16 protein-coding genes and 2 tRNA genes are annotated in these 15,731 nt (G+C 48.0%); 7 read left to right on the forward strand and 11 right to left on the reverse strand.

The features are described 5' to 3' along the window. The first annotated feature begins 15 nt into the window (after positions 1–15). Entirely contained in the window at positions 16–2,073 is a 2,058-nt protein-coding gene (gene helD / locus D6029_RS13105; protein ID WP_120065171.1) for a DNA helicase IV, read from the forward strand. 1 nt (position 2,074) lies between these two features. Here the strand turns inward: helD and mgsA are convergent, their stop codons facing one another. Beyond that, entirely contained in the window at positions 2,075–2,533 is a 459-nt protein-coding gene (gene mgsA, locus D6029_RS13110) for a methylglyoxal synthase (protein WP_120065172.1), read from the reverse strand. A 95-nt stretch (positions 2,534–2,628) separates the two neighbouring features. Continuing rightward, complete coding sequence (csgI, locus tag D6029_RS13115; protein ID WP_120065173.1) at positions 2,629–3,294, reverse strand: curli synthesis inhibitor; 666 nt, start codon at positions 3,292–3,294, stop codon at positions 2,629–2,631. A gap of 186 nt (positions 3,295–3,480) precedes the next feature. On the opposite strand from csgI, the gene D6029_RS13120 reads away from it, so the two are divergent. Continuing rightward, on the forward strand, positions 3,481–3,894 hold the full coding sequence (locus tag D6029_RS13120) for a CoA-binding protein (RefSeq protein ID WP_120065174.1): 414 nt from the start codon (positions 3,481–3,483) through the stop codon (positions 3,892–3,894). Between the two features lie 36 nt (positions 3,895–3,930). Here D6029_RS13120 and hspQ read toward each other — a convergent pair whose 3' ends face one another. Then, positions 3,931–4,248, reverse strand: a complete 318-nt coding sequence (hspQ, locus tag D6029_RS13125) for a heat shock protein HspQ (RefSeq protein ID WP_120065175.1) — start codon at positions 4,246–4,248, stop codon at positions 3,931–3,933. Between the two features lie 60 nt (positions 4,249–4,308). Then, positions 4,309–5,499: a 23S rRNA (cytosine(1962)-C(5))-methyltransferase RlmI gene (gene rlmI, locus D6029_RS13130; protein ID WP_120065176.1), complete on the reverse strand. Its 1,191-nt coding sequence runs from the start codon at positions 5,497–5,499 to the stop codon at positions 4,309–4,311. 90 nt (positions 5,500–5,589) lie between these two features. Here rlmI and yccX point away from each other — a divergent pair, with 90 nt between their 5' ends. After that, entirely contained in the window at positions 5,590–5,871 is a 282-nt protein-coding gene (gene yccX / locus D6029_RS13135) for an acylphosphatase (protein WP_120065177.1), read from the forward strand. Here the strand turns inward: yccX and tusE are convergent. Further along, positions 5,868–6,197 (reverse strand): sulfurtransferase TusE, encoded by a 330-nt coding sequence (tusE, locus tag D6029_RS13140; RefSeq protein ID WP_115629731.1) that lies wholly within the window; start codon positions 6,195–6,197, stop codon positions 5,868–5,870. The two genes, yccX and tusE, sit on opposite strands and share 4 nt — an antisense overlap. A gap of 109 nt (positions 6,198–6,306) precedes the next feature. Next, complete coding sequence (gene yccA, locus D6029_RS13145) at positions 6,307–6,966, reverse strand: FtsH protease modulator YccA (RefSeq protein WP_034494370.1); 660 nt, start codon at positions 6,964–6,966, stop codon at positions 6,307–6,309. Positions 6,967–7,192: 226 nt separating this feature from the next. Between yccA and D6029_RS13150 the strand changes: the two genes are divergently transcribed. From D6029_RS13150 to D6029_RS13160, 3 genes are all read left to right on the forward strand, one after another. After that, positions 7,193–8,821, forward strand: a complete 1,629-nt coding sequence (locus D6029_RS13150; RefSeq protein ID WP_120065178.1) for an ABC transporter substrate-binding protein — start codon at positions 7,193–7,195, stop codon at positions 8,819–8,821. A gap of 141 nt (positions 8,822–8,962) precedes the next feature. Beyond that, positions 8,963–9,050, forward strand: a tRNA-Ser gene (locus tag D6029_RS13155). Between the two features lie 159 nt (positions 9,051–9,209). Next, a tRNA-Ser gene (locus D6029_RS13160) sits at positions 9,210–9,297 on the forward strand. A 75-nt stretch (positions 9,298–9,372) separates the two neighbouring features. On the opposite strand, the gene D6029_RS13165 is transcribed toward D6029_RS13160, so the two are convergent. Both D6029_RS13165 and D6029_RS13170 read right to left on the reverse strand, forming a co-directional pair. Then, positions 9,373–9,723 carry a hypothetical protein gene (locus D6029_RS13165; protein ID WP_120065179.1) on the reverse strand — a complete coding sequence of 117 codons (351 nt, stop codon included), beginning with the start codon at positions 9,721–9,723 and terminating at the stop codon, positions 9,373–9,375. A gap of 87 nt (positions 9,724–9,810) precedes the next feature. Then, positions 9,811–10,413, reverse strand: coding sequence for a response regulator transcription factor (locus D6029_RS13170; RefSeq protein WP_120065180.1), 603 nt, complete (start codon positions 10,411–10,413; stop codon positions 9,811–9,813). 412 nt (positions 10,414–10,825) lie between these two features. On the opposite strand from D6029_RS13170, the gene aqpZ reads away from it, so the two are divergent. Further along, positions 10,826–11,521: an aquaporin Z gene (gene aqpZ / locus D6029_RS13175; RefSeq protein ID WP_120065181.1), complete on the forward strand. Its 696-nt coding sequence runs from the start codon at positions 10,826–10,828 to the stop codon at positions 11,519–11,521. A gap of 52 nt (positions 11,522–11,573) precedes the next feature. On the opposite strand, the gene D6029_RS13180 is transcribed toward aqpZ, so the two are convergent. The 3 genes from D6029_RS13180 to D6029_RS13190 are packed head-to-tail and all read right to left on the reverse strand — an operon-like array spanning position 11,574 to position 15,703. Further along, positions 11,574–12,611, reverse strand: coding sequence for a fimbrial protein (locus D6029_RS13180; RefSeq protein WP_167456000.1), 1,038 nt, complete (start codon positions 12,609–12,611; stop codon positions 11,574–11,576). A 33-nt stretch (positions 12,612–12,644) separates the two neighbouring features. Further along, positions 12,645–13,322 carry a fimbrial biogenesis chaperone gene (locus D6029_RS13185; RefSeq protein ID WP_120065183.1) on the reverse strand — a complete coding sequence of 226 codons (678 nt, stop codon included), beginning with the start codon at positions 13,320–13,322 and terminating at the stop codon, positions 12,645–12,647. After that, on the reverse strand, positions 13,307–15,703 hold the full coding sequence (locus D6029_RS13190; RefSeq protein WP_120065184.1) for a fimbria/pilus outer membrane usher protein: 2,397 nt from the start codon (positions 15,701–15,703) through the stop codon (positions 13,307–13,309). The genes D6029_RS13185 and D6029_RS13190 overlap by 16 nt, the downstream gene beginning before the upstream one ends. Positions 15,704–15,731: the final 28 nt, after the last annotated feature.

The following is a 15,731-nucleotide window of genomic DNA, read 5'->3' on the forward strand; positions in this document are numbered from 1 at the left end:
ATCAGGCATAGCGTAATGGAATTAAAAGCGACCTCTCTTGGCAAACATTTAGCACAACACCCGTACAATCGCGTGAAATTACTGGCTGCGGGTGTAGAGGTGAAAGGAGAACGTCACGAATACCTTATTCCATTCAATCAGTTAATAGCAATAAATTGTAAGCGCGGCCTGGTCTGGGGCGAGCTGGAATTTGTGCTGCCTGATTACAAAGTCGTGCGTTTGCATGGTACAGAATGGAACGAAACTCAGCGCTTTTATCATCATCTTGATCAGTTGTGGCAGAGCTGGAGCGCTGAAATGAGCGAAGTGGCGGCTCAGGTGTTGCATCAACAATATGCCGAGATAACACGCCAAATCCAGCAGGAAAAGTGGTTCAAACGCAGCGATATGCAGGCATTACAGCAAAATGTGCGCGCCGCTTTTTCTGCATTGCCACTGCCGCAGGCAAGGCTTGAAGATTTCGAGAATTGCCGTGAAGTCTGGCTGCAATGCAAAGCCTGGCTTGAACAAGGCGAGACGCGCCGCCATCAGCGCAACACCGCTTTTACTAATCATATGCTCGAAAAGCATGCTGAATTTTTCCAGAAAATCGAAAGTTCACCACTCAATCCATCTCAAGCGCGCGCCGTGGTCAACGGCGAAGATTCACTTTTGGTGTTAGCGGGAGCCGGGAGTGGCAAAACGTCGGTGCTGGTGGCCCGTGCGGGTTGGTTGCTGCAACGTGGCGAAGCCAGCGAAGATCAGATCTTATTATTGGCATTTGGTCGCAAAGCCGCTCAGGAGATGGACGAGCGCATCGCTGAACGCCTGCATACCGATGCGATTTCAGCCCGTACTTTCCATGCGCTGGCGCTGCATATTATCCAACAAGGCAGCAAGAAAGTGCCGAGTGTCAGCAATCTGGAATCCGATACCAGCGCGCGTCACCAGTTGCTGATTGAAAGCTGGCAACAGCAATGCCGTGAGAAAAAAGCACAGGCGAAAGGCTGGCGCGAATGGTTACGGGACGAGTTGCAATGGGATGTGCCGGAAGGTGAATACTGGAAAGATGAGCGTTTAGCAAAACGCCTGGCTAGCCGTTTAGATCGTTGGCTTGGCCTGATGCGCATGCATGGCGGCTCGCAAGCTGAAATGATTGCCGCAGCGCCGGAAGAGATTCGCGATCTTTTTGCCAAACGCGTCAAACTGATGGCACCTTTATTAAAAAGCTGGAAAACGGCGCTGAAAGCCGAAGAGGCTGTCGATTTCTCCGGGTTGATTCATCAGGCCATTAATGTCCTGGAAAAAGGGCGTTTTATCAGCCCATGGAAGCATATTTTAGTTGATGAATTTCAGGATATTTCCCCGCAACGTGCGGCTTTGCTGGCAGCATTAAGAAAGCAAAATTCCCATACTTCACTTTATGCCGTCGGAGATGACTGGCAGGCAATTTATCGTTTCAGCGGTGCCGAAATGAGCCTGACCACCGCCTTTGCCCACCACTTTGGCGAGGATGCGGACCAATGCGCGCTGGATACCACTTATCGCTTCAACGATCGCATTGGCGAAATTGCTAATCGTTTTGTGCAGCAGAACCCTCATCAACTTGCCAAGCCGCTCAATAGCCTGTCAAAAGGTGACAAAAAAGCCGTAACGTTATTGGCTGACGATCAGCTTGAAGCGCTGCTCGACAAAATGAGTGGGTACGTTAAACCGCAAGAACGCATTCTGATGCTGGCGCGTTACCATCATTTACGTCCGGCGATTCTTGAAAAAGCTTCGACGCGTTGGCCTAAATTGGCCGTCGATTTTATGACGATCCATGCCAGCAAAGGGCAGCAAGCGGATTATGTCGTGGTTCTGGGTTTGCAGGAGGGGAAAGATGGTTTCCCGGCAGTGGCACGAGAATCGGTCATGGAAGAGGCGTTGTTGCCACAACCAGAAGACTATCCAGATGCGGAAGAACGGCGGTTATTGTATGTGGCAATGACGCGGGCTCGTCATCGTGTCTGGCTGTTATTCAACAAACAGGAACCGTCCAGTTTTGTCGACATTCTCAAACAGCTAGGCGTGCCCGCGGCTAATCGACCGTAAACTACTTCAAGCGCTCTGCCAAATAGCGCGGGTAATCAGGGATCAAAATTTCTACCGATTGATCAAATCCCGGCGATTGAATAATGAAATCAGCGGTCGATAAATTGGTGGCAACCGGGATGTTCCATACGGTTGCCAGACGCAGTAACGCTTTAACGTCCGGGTCATGTGGAACGGCGTTAAGTGGATCCCAGAAGAAAATCAGCACATCAATTTTCCCTTCAGAAATCAACGCACCGACCTGCTGATCGCCGCCCATTGGGCCGCTCAGCATGGCATTCACATCAAGTCCGCTGCCGCGTTGAATCAGATTTCCTGTAGTGCCCGTTGCGTACAAGACATGCTGGTTGAGAATGGCTTTATGGCGTTCCACCCATTTCAGCAGCGCGTCTTTGCAGTGATCATGCGCAACCAGCGCAATATGTTTTCTTTCCGCGAGGGTGCGGGTCGTTAATTCCATTGCTTAATCCTGATTGATTAAAATTGCCTACAGCTTACTGGAAGCCACTGATGCTGCAAGAGAAGGGTGTCAAAAATGCAGGATTAGCAAAGCAATTATTGCGTTGGGTTATCTTTTACCCATTGCAAGAAACGGTCGCGGGTGGGTTTGTCGGCTTGTAAAAACCAATATCGCAGGCGTTGCTCGGTTAATGTTTCGGACTGGCGTGCAGGGGCATCAAGTTCAGAGGATTTTGAGAGGAGTTCACTGTCATCTGCCATCATCGTCGCAAAGCTTTTAATTGACGCCGTTTTTCCCGCTTTGTTGTAAACCTGAGTCGCTTGCTCATAATCAATTCCCTGAGAGGTGGTTTTGACCGGCAAAATATCAATTTTCAATGGGATCACCGCTGCATTGCCATCCAATAATTGCAAATGCGGAGCACGGTCAAACTCATCACTCTCTTTGTCATTCTCAAGTCGCGGCAGGTTGAAATTAACCTGGTTCACTTCTTTAGTATCGAAGCTCACCACCAATGGCGGCGAAATATACAGGCCTTGCTCACGCGCGCTGGTACGGATATTTTTCTCGACACGAAACACCAATTGATGCGGGCCATTATCCAACTCGAGGCTGTCCGCGCCTCGCAGTAATGAACTGGAAACTTTTTTTCCATCAAGAACCAGTAAATCTACATCCGTAGACAAGCGCAATGTCGTTGCCAACGTTTCAAGCGGCAAAATAAGGAAACAACCTATCGCGATTAAGAACCAGGTTCTCATCAATGACTCCTGCCTCAGGGAAATTGGACTATCCGTAGCTGAATGTATCAAAATTTTTCACATCGCCCGCTCATTAACATATAGACATATTTCCAGAGTTTGCTCTACTACGTCCGTATGGGAAAGATGGTGAGTGAGTAAGGGATGGCATACACTTTTGGTTACTGAGTCCCAGCGGAGAGTGTAATGAAACAGGCAGATATCGAAACAATTCTAAAAAACACCCGAACAATTGCTCTGGTTGGGGCGAGTGATAAGCCCGACCGGCCAAGCTATCGCGTGATGGCATATTTGCTCGATCAAGGATATGAAGTGATTCCCGTGTCACCGAAAGTGGCGGGTAAAACACTTTTGGGGCAACAGGGCTACGGCACGCTCGCTGAGATCCCTAAGAAAGTCGACATGGTCGATGTGTTCCGTAATTCAGAAGCCGCGTGGGAAGTGGCGAGAGAAGCGATTGCTATTGGCGCAAAAACGTTGTGGATGCAGTTGGGCGTGATCAATGAACAGGCGGCAGTGCTGGCGCAAGATGCGGGGCTGACTGTGGTTATGGATAAATGCCCGGCGATTGAAATCCCAAGATTGGGGCTGGCTAAATAATCCACTAATAAAAAACCCCGCAGCGCGGGGTTTTTGCTAATTACGCAGGCGAGGTGCCTGAAGCTGTTGCCGTATCGAAGCCGCCAATTCATCCATCGACGGTTGTTCGGGATGCTCGTCTTGTGACTCCCCACTTAACTGGGCTTCAGCAAGATAGGTATGCACCGCCTGGCCATCATCATCTTCCATCACTACATGATACCAGGGGGCACTACGGAGGGCATCGTTGTCGGCCAGATCATCTTCTGCTGGTTCATCCAGAGAGTATTCCGGGTCGATATCGACCACCACTCCCAGATAACCCAGCAAAGAGTGTCGAACTTGCTGGCCAATGCCGAATTTGCTGGCAATCATAGTCACCTCCTGAGAAACATCACCAGCCATTAATGTGCGGGCGACATTCCATTTTTCAAGTTACATGACGCGACAGGCAAACCCTTTCAAATACAGCCCTTCCGGATAGGTGGCGATCACCGGGTGATCTGCGGCCTGACGGAACTGCTCTATAAATTGTACATCACGCCCGGCATCTACGGCGGCATCAGCGATGATTTTCTGGAATAAATCTGTGGTCATCAGTCCAGAACAAGAGAAGGTCATCAGAATGCCACCCGGATTCAACAGCTGAATCGCCAGCATGTTGATATCTTTGTAGCCGCGGCAAGCGCCCATCAATTGGCTCTTGTTTTCGACAAATTTCGGCGGGTCCATCACGATAACGTCGAATTTCTCACCCTGGTCGCGATATTTGCGCAGCAGTTTAAACACGTCATCACGCAGGAACTCGGCTTTGCTCAAATCGAGTTTATTCAGCTCAACGTTTTGCTTCGCAACATCCAGAGCGTCTTGCGAAGTATCCACGCTGACAACCTTGCTACAGCCGCCCATCAACGCAGAAACCGCGAAACCACCGGTATAAGAGAAGCAGTTCAACACACGTTTGTCTTTCACATACTGGCGCGTGGCAAAACGGCTGTCGCGCTGGTCGAGGTAATAACCGGTTTTGTGGCCGCCTTTAATGTCGACCAGCAATTTCATGCCGTGCTCTTCAATTGGCAGCAGATCTGGTGGCAATTCGCCGCTGACGGGGCCTTGTGTGAGTTCCATGCCTTCTTTCTTGCGCACCGCGACGTCAGAACGGTCGTAAATAGCGCATTCCGGGTAAAAGCTTTGTAAGGCCGCAACCAGCGCCGGACGTTGGTATTCAGCGCCTGCTGAAAGTAATTGCAGCACTAAAAAATTACCGAAACGATCAATCGTCACACCTGGCAGGCCATCGGATTCACCGGCAATCAGGCGATAACTGTCCAGGCCATCACGCGCCGCTAGCCATTCGCGCCAGACTTGTGCCTGCTTTAAACGACGGGTGAAAAATTCGATATCGATGCTTTCGTTGGCATCGAATGTCCAGACGCGCGCACGAATTTGCGACGACGGGGAATAAGCTGCACGGGCCAACCATTTGCCCTGGCTATCGACGACATCAATCGTTTCACCAGGATTGGCTTTGCCTTCCATGCGTGCTACGGCACCAGAAAACACCCACGGATGACGGCGCAATAACGATTTTTCGCGCCCTTTGGTTAACACTAAACGTACACTCATAATTTGCTATGCTTTCTTGCTAATAATTGGGCGTCATTTTCCGGCTTACACCGGCTAAATGCAACGCAAGAACCCGAAACGGAGGAAGTTATGGCCACAGTATGTACACTTGCCTGGGTCCACGGCCTGGTTCAGGGAGTCGGTTTTCGTTACAGCACCCAGCGCGAGGGGTTAAAACTCGGTTTAACCGGTTATGCCCGCAATATGGATGACGGTAGCGTTGAGGTATTGGCCTGCGGTGAAGCTGAACAAGTTGAGAAACTTGTTGCGTGGCTAAAAGCTGGAGGGCCACGCAGTGCCAGGGTTGATAAAGTGCTGACCGAACCTCACCAACCCGACCGCCAATGGAAAGACTTTAGTATTCGCTACTAAATACATTTCACCGGTTTTGGCAGGCCAGCAATTTTTGTTGCCTGCTTAGCCGGCCCTTTTGGAAACAATCGGTACAGATAGCGGCTATTGCCTTTCTCTTCTCCGAATTTGTTTGCCATGGCTTTTACCAGCATGCGAATGGCCGGGGAAGTATTAAACTCCAGGTAAAACTCGCGCACGAATCTCACCACTTCCCAGTGCTCTACGGCAAGCGTAATGCCTTCTTTTGCGGCAATAGCTTCGGCAAGCGGTTCGCTCCACTCCTGACTATTTTTGAGATAACCATCGGCATCGGTTTCTATCTCACGACCTTCAAACATCAACATCATTATTCTTTGCTCCAGACAAACTGGGCGCAGTGTAGCAAATTTTGCTGAGCCAGAAAAAAACAAAGCCCCGCAGATGCGAGGCTTTGGTGTGGAGTGCGCTTTGCGATTAATCGCGGCTTGCGAAGCCCAGAATGCTCAACAGGCTGATAAAGATGTTGTACAGAGAAACATACAAACTCACCGTTGCGCGAATATAGTTGGTTTCGCCACCACGGATGATATTGCTGGTTTCAAACAAAATCGCGCCGGATGAAATCAGGATAAACACCGCGCTGATTGCCAGATGCAGAGCAGGCAATTGTAGGAAGATGTTAGCCACCATACCGATAAGCACAACAACCACGCCCGCCATCAGCATACCGCCGAGGAAGGACATGTCTTTTTTAGTGGTCAGCACATAAGCGGAGCAGCTAAAGAACACCAGTGCGGTGCCGCCCAGCGCCATGCCAATCACATCGCCCATACCCGCCGAAATATAAGAATTCAGCATCGGCCCAAGGATGTATCCCAGGAAGCCAGTAAAGGCGAACGCCGCCAGAATACCGGTTGGTTTATCTGCCAGGCGGTAGGTCAGGAACATCAGGCCATACATGCCGACCAGCGTCAGAATCAACCCCGGTGAAGGCAGCATCAGCACGGTGCTGGCGGTTGCAGTAATTGCAGAAAACGCCAGCGTCAGGCTGAGCAGGAAATAAGTATTACGCAGTACCTTGTGGGTACTCAGCAGTGACGAACGGTCACGCGAGGAAGTAATTATGCGATCCATTCAGAAACTCTCTCTTATAGCAGGTGGTTATAGTGACTGAGAGTAATAGCCTCCTTTATTGCAATAAAGTCCTTTTACCCATCTTTACCTTGCAAGCCTTTATTTTGCAGACCAGACATTCGTCATAAAAATCACTTATATGTGGCTGAAAATTATTGCTTTATCTATTACGGCTGCTAAGAGTGTTAACCGTACCGTCGTTAATAACTCAAATAAGGCGTGTGTAATGAAAACAAACAACCACATCACATTTATTAAATCGTTTATCGCAATTGGATTGGCTAGTGCTATTTCCGGTGCCTGGGCGGCTAACGTCCCAGCGGGTACCGAACTGGCTGCGAAACAAGAACTTGTGCGCAACAATGGCAGCGAACCGGCTTCACTCGATCCTCATAAAGTTGAGAGCAGTGTTGAGTCGGCGATTATCAGTGACTTTTTTGAAGGGCTGGTAGAGGTACGCAACGATGGTTCCATTGAGCCAAGACTGGCTGAAAAATGGGAACAAAAAAGCAGCACGGAATGGGTTTTCCATCTTCGCCCAGGCATTAAATGGTCCAATGGTGAGCCGATCACTGCTGAAGATGTGGTCTGGAGTTGGCAGCGCCTGGTTAATCCAAAAATAGGATCACCTTATGCGAGCTATCTCGGCAATATGCATGTGGAAAATGCAGCAGATATTGCGCAGGGTAAAAAATCCCCTGATACGTTAGGTGTTAAGGCATTAGATGATGCGACGCTCCAGGTTACGCTGACGCAACCTACCGCCGCATTCCTCGCAATGCTCGCACACACCTCGCTGGTGGTTGTTGATAAAGCCGCCGTTGAGAAGTTCGGCGACAAATGGACCCAGCCTGCGAATTTTGTCAGTAGTGGGCCATACACACTTTCTGATTGGGTGGTGAACGAAAAAGTTATCGGGGTGCGTAATAAAAACTATTGGTACGACAGCCACACCGTTATTAACAAAGTGACTTACTTACCCATTGCTTCCGAAACTGCCGATATCAACCGATACAAAGCGGGTGAGATTGATATTGTTTTGACTGTCCCGCAAACACTCTACGCGTCACTGAAAAAATCCATCCCCGATCAGGTTCATGTGACGCCTAAACTTGCCACTTACTATTACCAGTTTAATACGACCAAGCCGCCATTTAACGACCCGCGTGTGCGACGTGCGCTTAACATGGCACTGGATAAAGACATTATCGCGGATAAAGTGCTGGGGCAGGGGCAAATCCCGGCCTGGGTCATCAGTCAAAAAAATATTGGTGGTGTTGAACTCAAATCTCCTGAATACGCCAGCTGGAGCCATCAGAAGCGGGTAGCAGAAGCGAAAAAACTTCTGGAAGAGGCGGGTTTTAATGCCACCCATCCGTTGAAATTCAATCTTTTGTACAACACCTCTGAATCGCATCAACGTATCGCCATTGCCGCCAGCTCGATGTGGAGCAAAAATCTCGGGGTCGAAGCGAAGCTGCAAAACCAGGAGTGGAAAACCATGCTCGATACCATGCACAGCGGGACTTATGACTTAGTGCGCTATGCGTGGATTGCTGATTACGACGATGCAGCGACTTTCCTGAATAACTTCCGCACGGGTGATAGTGAAAATACCTCGAAGTACAGCAATACCGCTTTTGACGACGCACTAAAAAACGCAGCCAAAGCAGACAATGTTGAACAGCGCGGTAAGTTCTACCAACAAGCCGAGGATAAACTGGCCGAAGATGTGCCAGCCATTCCGGTTTATCACTATGTTTTAGCCCAGTTAGTGAAGCCTTACGTCGGCGGATATGCGCCAAACAATCTGGGTTTCTACTACACCAAAGATATGTACATCAAAAAACACTGATGGCTGGACGTTGCAAGCTGTTGTTAAATTACTCAAGTTGTTGGTGTTTCACTCAAACAACACAAGTTTGGTGATTTATCAGGCGAACGAACAAAATCGTGCTTTACAGGAAGTATGGGGATGTTTATAGTTCGCCTCGTTGGAAGCGTGGCCGAGTGGTTGAAGGCACCGGTCTTGAAAACCGGCGATCCGAAAGGGTTCTAGAGTTCGAATCTCTACGCTTCCACCAACATTCAAGCCCCAGCTTAGAAATAAGCTGGGGCTTTTTCGTTTTTGTTTTCAACTTGTTGATGTTTCAACCAAACAAAACGATTTTGGTTATTTTTAAAGCGAACGAACAAACACAGGCTTTACAGGAAGTTCGGAGATGTTTATAGTTCGCCTCGTTGGAAGCGTGGCCGAGTGGTTGAAGGCACCGGTCTTGAAAACCGGCGATCCGAAAGGGTTCTAGAGTTCGAATCTCTACGCTTCCACCAACATTCAAGCCCCAGCTTAGAAATAAGCTGGGGCTTTTCGTTTCTGAGCCGTCATTTTTTCAAAAAATTATTGGCTCATGAGGTCATGAAGATAAGTTTTGCGAGCATGATCTGGTTGTGCTTTGCCCCCGCAATGAATTCTTTGGTCACCGTCTGGTCGATATCGTCAAAACTTTCAATTAACGCGTGGTAACAGGACAGGGCGTCGCTTGCATAGCCATCCAGAGAAAGCTTGATGGCCCGGTTGTACATGGCTTTAGCAATATGCTCTTGAGTCTCAGAGGAAAAATCATAGCCTACATCGCAATGAGATGCAGATTCGATGCGGTTCGATTTACCTTTTGTATGCATACATTTGATAATGTGAGCATATTCCTGCGCTAAAGCGCAATTATCTTGCCTGCATTCTCGAATTTTAACTGCCATGATCTTGATTCCTGTTTTCCACTCAAGAGATTGAGTAAGGGACTGTGTTGCATGACCGTTGTTTACAGTGAAACCCGCGGGTTCTGATCAATGCATGTAGTCGACAAGTTCAGCGATAGAGCGAACATTCATTTTTCGGAACAGACTTCTGCGATGGCTGCTTGTTGTTTTCGGCGCAATGTCGAGAAGATGGGCTATTCTTGCGTTGCATTTTCCTTTGAGAATAAGGTTAAGTATTAGTGACTCACGCTCGGTTAATCGTGGTAAAATATTTCCGTCAAATTGGGTTTTATCTGAATAATCAATACTTCTATCTGCAGCAGGTGTGGAGTATTTAATATTCTGAATTGTATTTATGATGTTAGGTAGCGGGCTGTATTTGAATTGACTCCTCTTATGTATGTACCCTTTGCCTAAACTCTCAAAGCTATATTCTTTCCCGGTGGCTAATGAGAATACTTTAATTTCAGGATTGATTTTTTTTATCAGATACACTTGCCTTTTTGCCTGACTGGCTCCGTCACTCTCATCAAAAAAAATAAATCTGGATTTTTTTGCGAGTCGTAGCGCCGTCAGGTAAGATTGACACTGTTTTACCGTCATTCCATTCAGCTGGATGTGACGCGAGACCAAAAAATCCAAGCCTATATTCATATAATGATTTTTGCTATAAACAATCACATTGTTCATTTTTCTTCCTGGAAATGCCTTTGTCCAAAAAATATTAAGAGTGTCGATATGACTCTCGACATTGAATTTTAATTCTATTGTTGAGAATAAACTTAGTCATCTAAAAAGCTATTTCTATTATTTAGATTAATATGTATTCAATTGAATTTAATGGCTTTTCATAAAAAATAATTTTTTGTGTTTATTTTTACCCGCCAAAGTGATTCTCTTATTCTAAATAATAAAAATAGGAATTCGTAATTGACGTCTTTTCCACGATACTTCTTAAAGTGAATCAAGCGTCTTGCTATTGCTTTAGTTGACTAATATTCTCTCGGCGAATTAAGTGCCGTATTGAAATTAATGCGGTGCAAGCTAATTTTTATTTTTCGAAATTATCGTTTTTAAAATTTAAAATCTAATGGACGCAATCATGTTTAAAAAATTAATGGCAGAAATGTTTGGTACTTTTTGGTTGGTGTTTGGCGGTTGTGGCAGCGCCGTTTTAGCCGCAGCCTATCCTGAATTAGGTATTGGCTTTGTGGGCGTTTCGCTGGCGTTTGGTTTGACTGTATTGACGATGGCTTACGCGGTAGGTCATATCTCTGGCGGTCATTTTAACCCAGCAGTTACCTTTGGCCTTTGGGCGGGTGGGCGTTTTGGCATTCAAAATGTAGTGCCTTATATTCTCGCTCAGGTTGTCGGTGGTGTATTCGGCGCAGCAGTCCTGTATCTGATTGCCAGCGGTAAAGCAGATTTCAGCGCAGCAGCAGGTTTTGCTTCCAACGGCTTTAGTGAACACTCACCAGCAGGCTATTCGATGATGGCTGCTTTAATTGCAGAAGTGGTTCTGACCGCATTCTTCCTGATCATCATCATGGGTTCAACCGATGGCCGCGCGCCAGCAGGCTTTGCGCCAATTGCTATCGGTCTGGGCTTAACGCTTATTCACCTGATCAGCATTCCAGTAACCAATACTTCTGTGAACCCGGCACGTAGTACTGCTGTGGCAATTTTCCAGGGTAGCTGGGCGTTACATCAGCTTTGGCTGTTCTGGGTGGCACCGATTGTGGGTGGCATCCTGGGTGGTGCAATCTATAAAATGCTGCTGTCACCGAAAGAAGCATAAGATTTGTTGGGAGCGTTCTAAAAGAAGCCGGCTTAATTCAGCCGGCTTCTTTTCACTCGTAGGAAAGTAAAATGGTCGCGGTGGCATTATAAGGCGCAGCATCTGGTGCGGCCTGGGAACCCGAGTTTGTCGGATAGGCTTTCAGTTTCAATGTGGAGCTTATCGAGGTCGCGTCAACTGCAACATTCCCAGCCGTGGTGTTCGGGGGAATAATAGTGCCGCTGGCATCAGTCACGATCACCGAAACATCCGGGCTGGAAGTGGCAAAGCCTTTGCCCTGATCGTCAGTATCACCCGTCAAAACGACATCCATTGCCGCATTGGTAAAGTCACAGTCAAATCTTAGATCAACAGCACGTGGTGAATAGGACGAAGGCGACTGCGGGTAAGGACGGTCAACAAACTGTGTCTGTCTTGTTTGCCCACCCAAATCAATATTCAATACGCTACCCTGCAGCAAAGTACAGCCGCCGGGAATGGTGATATTCAGGTTCAGGTTAACCACCACCTCAACCGGGTCTGACGGGTTGATGTAGCCTGCTTTCCGGTAATGCCACATTTTAGCGACAGGGCCATTAAAAGTAATATTCCCCACGGAAGGTTTGGTGACTTTTACCGAGACATAACCCTTACTCCCCGATGCGGCAGTACCTGTCATCCCACACTTTTCAGAAGTACGGTTTGTTACCCCTGTAAAAGGAACCGGATGCTGATCGTTATTGACCGGGCCGCCCGTCGAGTTATAGATATAAAGCTCGACGCTGGCAGCCAGGTTTGGTGTCAATTGCTGCCAGTTTTGCCCGCTGATAGTGGTGTAAGGAAACATCGCCATTGAAGACCAGTAATGGGCTACGGAAGTACTGGGTGACGCGCAATAGCAGGTAAAGTTTGTGCTTCCTGAACTGGTTGTGGCTGTGCGCGGAACAATCGTCGCATTAGCAACGTTTTCTTCCTTCGATAACGTCTTGGTAATTTGAAAACTTTGTTGTGTCGGTGTCCCAGAAGTGGGATAGCAAACCTTGTCATCAACGGCATAACTTGCCGTTGAGTAACAAAATAGCGTTGCGGATAACAGGAATAGCTTTTTCATTCTCATTCTCTTGATCATGGAGCCGGGCCTGAATTATTGAATCGCGATATTTGCCGTCCGCGTTGCACCGAAGTCATCGAGATAGCTTAACGTTGCAGATGATGCTCCGCCCGCTGGGATTTTTAATTCCACGTTGCTCATTGGCGCAAAAGTCCCAACAGCCGTTTTGGTATAATTTTTACCGCCCACGGCGACGGTGGTCACGGCAAAATAGTAAGGCGTTGGGTTGGCGAAACGCAGGCCATTGGCCGTTTTGGCAATGGTGATTTTCTCTTCCGCTTGCTTACGATTTTCTTTCAGGGCTGTTGGACGAATCAGAACTTTAATTTTTGTTCTTACCGCCATAGAAAGCTGGCTGCGCCCGGTATCCGCCACTTTGGGTGGGATTTCCTGAACGTTAAGATAATAAAGCAGTTCTTTATTCTGTAGTGGAGCAAACGACAGAAGGCGCAGCACGGCTTTCTGCTTACCTTCGATTGCCTGGAAACTCGGGGTAACGACCAAAGCCTTGCCGGGATCTTTACCCGCGCTGTCTTCCACCCAGGATTGCACGCCGTAACGGCTGGTAGAGCTGTTAATGACTTCAATAGAATTGGAGGACTGACCGTCAATAATCACGCGAGTATTGCCCAGTGATAACGCGGCCTGAGCCTGTGTCATTCCCACCAGAAGCCCAATAGCTAAGCTCAGGGATGTTATTTGTTTACGCATGTCAGTTCTCCGGCGTTAATAAAGTCTTCCGCAAACTGTTTTTTCAGCACACCTGCAGAAATAGTATAGTTGCAGCCTGTAGCAACATTGTTTAGTACCACGGGCTTGATATCGTTTTTTGAGTTAACCGCTATCTGTAAAAGCAGACTGCCGCCATTACCCAAATAGTATTCCTGACCATCATCAGATTTAATCAACGAACCAAATCCCAATGGTGTTTTCATTGCATCAAGTAAAACCACGCGAACGTATTTCACTTTTTTGGTGGCAAAATCCATTTTCACTACGCTGCCGCGTTTAGGGCGCACTTTGATCAGTGAGCGATCGAGCATCATATTGTTTTGTAACGATGAGGTATCGACTGAAACGTCCTGACCCTCATAACTATCGTTCAAAGGAACCAGCGCATAACCGTTATCCTGAGTGTGAATCCCGTTAACCATTGCCCCTTCAGCCCCTTCCATTTTTACCAATGCCATGGTGGCTGACTGGCTGCTGCTGGTCATGAAATGCCCATCGGCAACGGCTACGCTGCCGCTCAATGAACCCGACACGTAAACCGAGCTGGTACCAATACTTGAACTCACCTGCGAGTTATAACGATCGTTGTAGCGGCTGTAGCTGCCGGACACCGTGTTTTCATGAGAATACGAGTCATGGGACGCCGCAACGTTATAACTGGAATTAACGTCATAGCTGTTTAAACCCACCTCGGTGCTATTACCGCTGCTATCCTGGTTGTAACGAGTGTAGGCACTTTTCCCACTGCTGCCGAAGGGAATATCAATCGACAGGGCGAGGCTGGTATCAGGTTTACGGTCATCGGTGTATGACTTTGACAGCGAGACGTTATAGCTCACGCCACGGGCGTACCCGCCGTAGTTCACCGAATAAGTGTTTCGCGCTGACTGGTTGACCCAATACTGATCGCGCAAAAAGTTGAGTGAAATCTGATTATCAAAAATCGGCTCCTGTGCCATTACCGTTGCGGTAAAGCGGTTACGCACTGAATCATGTTCCTGATCGTTGTGGCGCTTGGCTTCCATCGCTTCACTGAAAGTGTAGTAATCGCGTGTGGAATAGCGGTAACCCGCAAGCTGAATATTGATGCCGTTGGTCATATATTTCGCATAGCTAATGCTGTAACTCTGGCCGTTATCCTGCTTATCGTTATGCTTAAAACTGGAATTAGAGACTGCAAGGCCAACGGCACCCAATTTCTGCAATGGCAAAGCGGCACCCAGCGTCAGGTTTTTATAATCGCCGGAAACAATGGTGCTTAGCGTAGGCGTCCAGTGCGTAAAGCCATATGAATATTCACCGGAAGCAAAAGCATCGCCCAGCTCATTATTACCAAAACGGTAGCGTCCGGCGTTCGCCTGGTAGCTGTGGGTGCCCGGCGTTAATAAGCCCGGAACCACGGTGTTTTCGTAGTAGAAGGTATGTTCGCTACCGTTGGCTTCTTTAACTACCACGCGCAACGTTTGGTTCGACAAACCCTGAACTTCATCAATCACAAACTTCCCGGCGGCGACCGTCTTGGTATAGAGCAAGCGGCTGTCCTGGTAAACCTCGACCGTGGCGTTGCTGTTCGCAAAACCAGTGATGCTCGGCGTATACAGCCGTTCGCGGCGGCTCAGCAGTTCGTCCACATAGTTCAACTGCGCGCCCAGGAAGCTAAAGCCTTCTCCGTAGCGGCTGGTGGAGTAGGTTTGCCCAGCGGACACTTCACTTTTGATCGACGGCAACAGGTGCGAAACGCTGAGGTTATCAACGTTTACGCCTTCCTTGAGCACATCCGGGCTGGACAGATCGAGATCGATTGGGAAGTCATACATACCTAGCTGCACGTGGCTGTTAAACGGCAGGGTGGTTTGCGATTCCCCTGTCTGGCGATTGCGGTAATAGCTGCTGCTCATGTTGTAATTCATCAGCAGGGCATTAATAGACTGTGCCAGCGGCATATCGTCATTGGCATCACGCTGCACTTCGCTGTCATTAAACCAGACAGATAAAGAAGATTGCGCCGTATCTTCGGTGAGGTTATAGCGTTCGGATTCGCTATCTAAAAACATGTCCTGTTGTAATTTTGCGAGCAGATCTTTCTTTAACAATGGAGTCATTACTTGCAAAAACTCATTGGTAAAGATCAGATGGTGATCCTGGCGGCTGAAATAAAAACTACCGACGGACTGACCGTTAATTTGTACCGCATAAATTGCACTTTGGTTTAATCCTTTATCCAGCGCTTCAGACACGGCATTTTGATCGTAATGACCTTTAATAAAATCGGTATTAAATGCGTCTTCTTCACCCGCAAATGCCGGAGCACAGCAGACAATCAGCGATAATCCAACAGTATTTACAGGATGAAAACGCATGACAAAGTACCCGAATAATAAGTGAAAT

The sequence above is a fragment of the Buttiauxella izardii genome, from assembly GCF_003601925.1.
Lineage (GTDB): Bacteria > Pseudomonadota > Gammaproteobacteria > Enterobacterales > Enterobacteriaceae > Buttiauxella > Buttiauxella izardii.

Coding starts and splice junctions, on each gene's coding strand:
- helD (WP_120065171.1), top strand. CDS start 16: ATGGAATTAAAAGCGACCTCTCTTGGCAAACATTTAGCACAACACCCG.
- mgsA (WP_120065172.1), bottom strand. CDS start 2,533: ATGGAATTAACGACCCGCACCCTCGCGGAAAGAAAACATATTGCGCTG.
- D6029_RS13170 (WP_120065180.1), bottom strand. CDS start 10,413: ATGAACAATGTGATTGTTTATAGCAAAAATCATTATATGAATATAGGC.
- D6029_RS13190 (WP_120065184.1), bottom strand. CDS start 15,703: ATGCGTTTTCATCCTGTAAATACTGTTGGATTATCGCTGATTGTCTGC.
- D6029_RS13165 (WP_120065179.1), bottom strand. CDS start 9,723: ATGGCAGTTAAAATTCGAGAATGCAGGCAAGATAATTGCGCTTTAGCG.
- D6029_RS13150 (WP_120065178.1), top strand. CDS start 7,193: ATGAAAACAAACAACCACATCACATTTATTAAATCGTTTATCGCAATT.
- D6029_RS13120 (WP_120065174.1), top strand. CDS start 3,481: ATGAAACAGGCAGATATCGAAACAATTCTAAAAAACACCCGAACAATT.
- D6029_RS13180 (WP_167456000.1), bottom strand. CDS start 12,611: ATGAAAAAGCTATTCCTGTTATCCGCAACGCTATTTTGTTACTCAACG.
- rlmI (WP_120065176.1), bottom strand. CDS start 5,499: ATGAGTGTACGTTTAGTGTTAACCAAAGGGCGCGAAAAATCGTTATTG.
- yccX (WP_120065177.1), top strand. CDS start 5,590: ATGGCCACAGTATGTACACTTGCCTGGGTCCACGGCCTGGTTCAGGGA.
- yccA (WP_034494370.1), bottom strand. CDS start 6,966: ATGGATCGCATAATTACTTCCTCGCGTGACCGTTCGTCACTGCTGAGT.
- aqpZ (WP_120065181.1), top strand. CDS start 10,826: ATGTTTAAAAAATTAATGGCAGAAATGTTTGGTACTTTTTGGTTGGTG.
- D6029_RS13185 (WP_120065183.1), bottom strand. CDS start 13,322: ATGCGTAAACAAATAACATCCCTGAGCTTAGCTATTGGGCTTCTGGTG.
- hspQ (WP_120065175.1), bottom strand. CDS start 4,248: ATGATTGCCAGCAAATTCGGCATTGGCCAGCAAGTTCGACACTCTTTG.
- csgI (WP_120065173.1), bottom strand. CDS start 3,294: ATGAGAACCTGGTTCTTAATCGCGATAGGTTGTTTCCTTATTTTGCCG.
- tusE (WP_115629731.1), bottom strand. CDS start 6,197: ATGTTGATGTTTGAAGGTCGTGAGATAGAAACCGATGCCGATGGTTAT.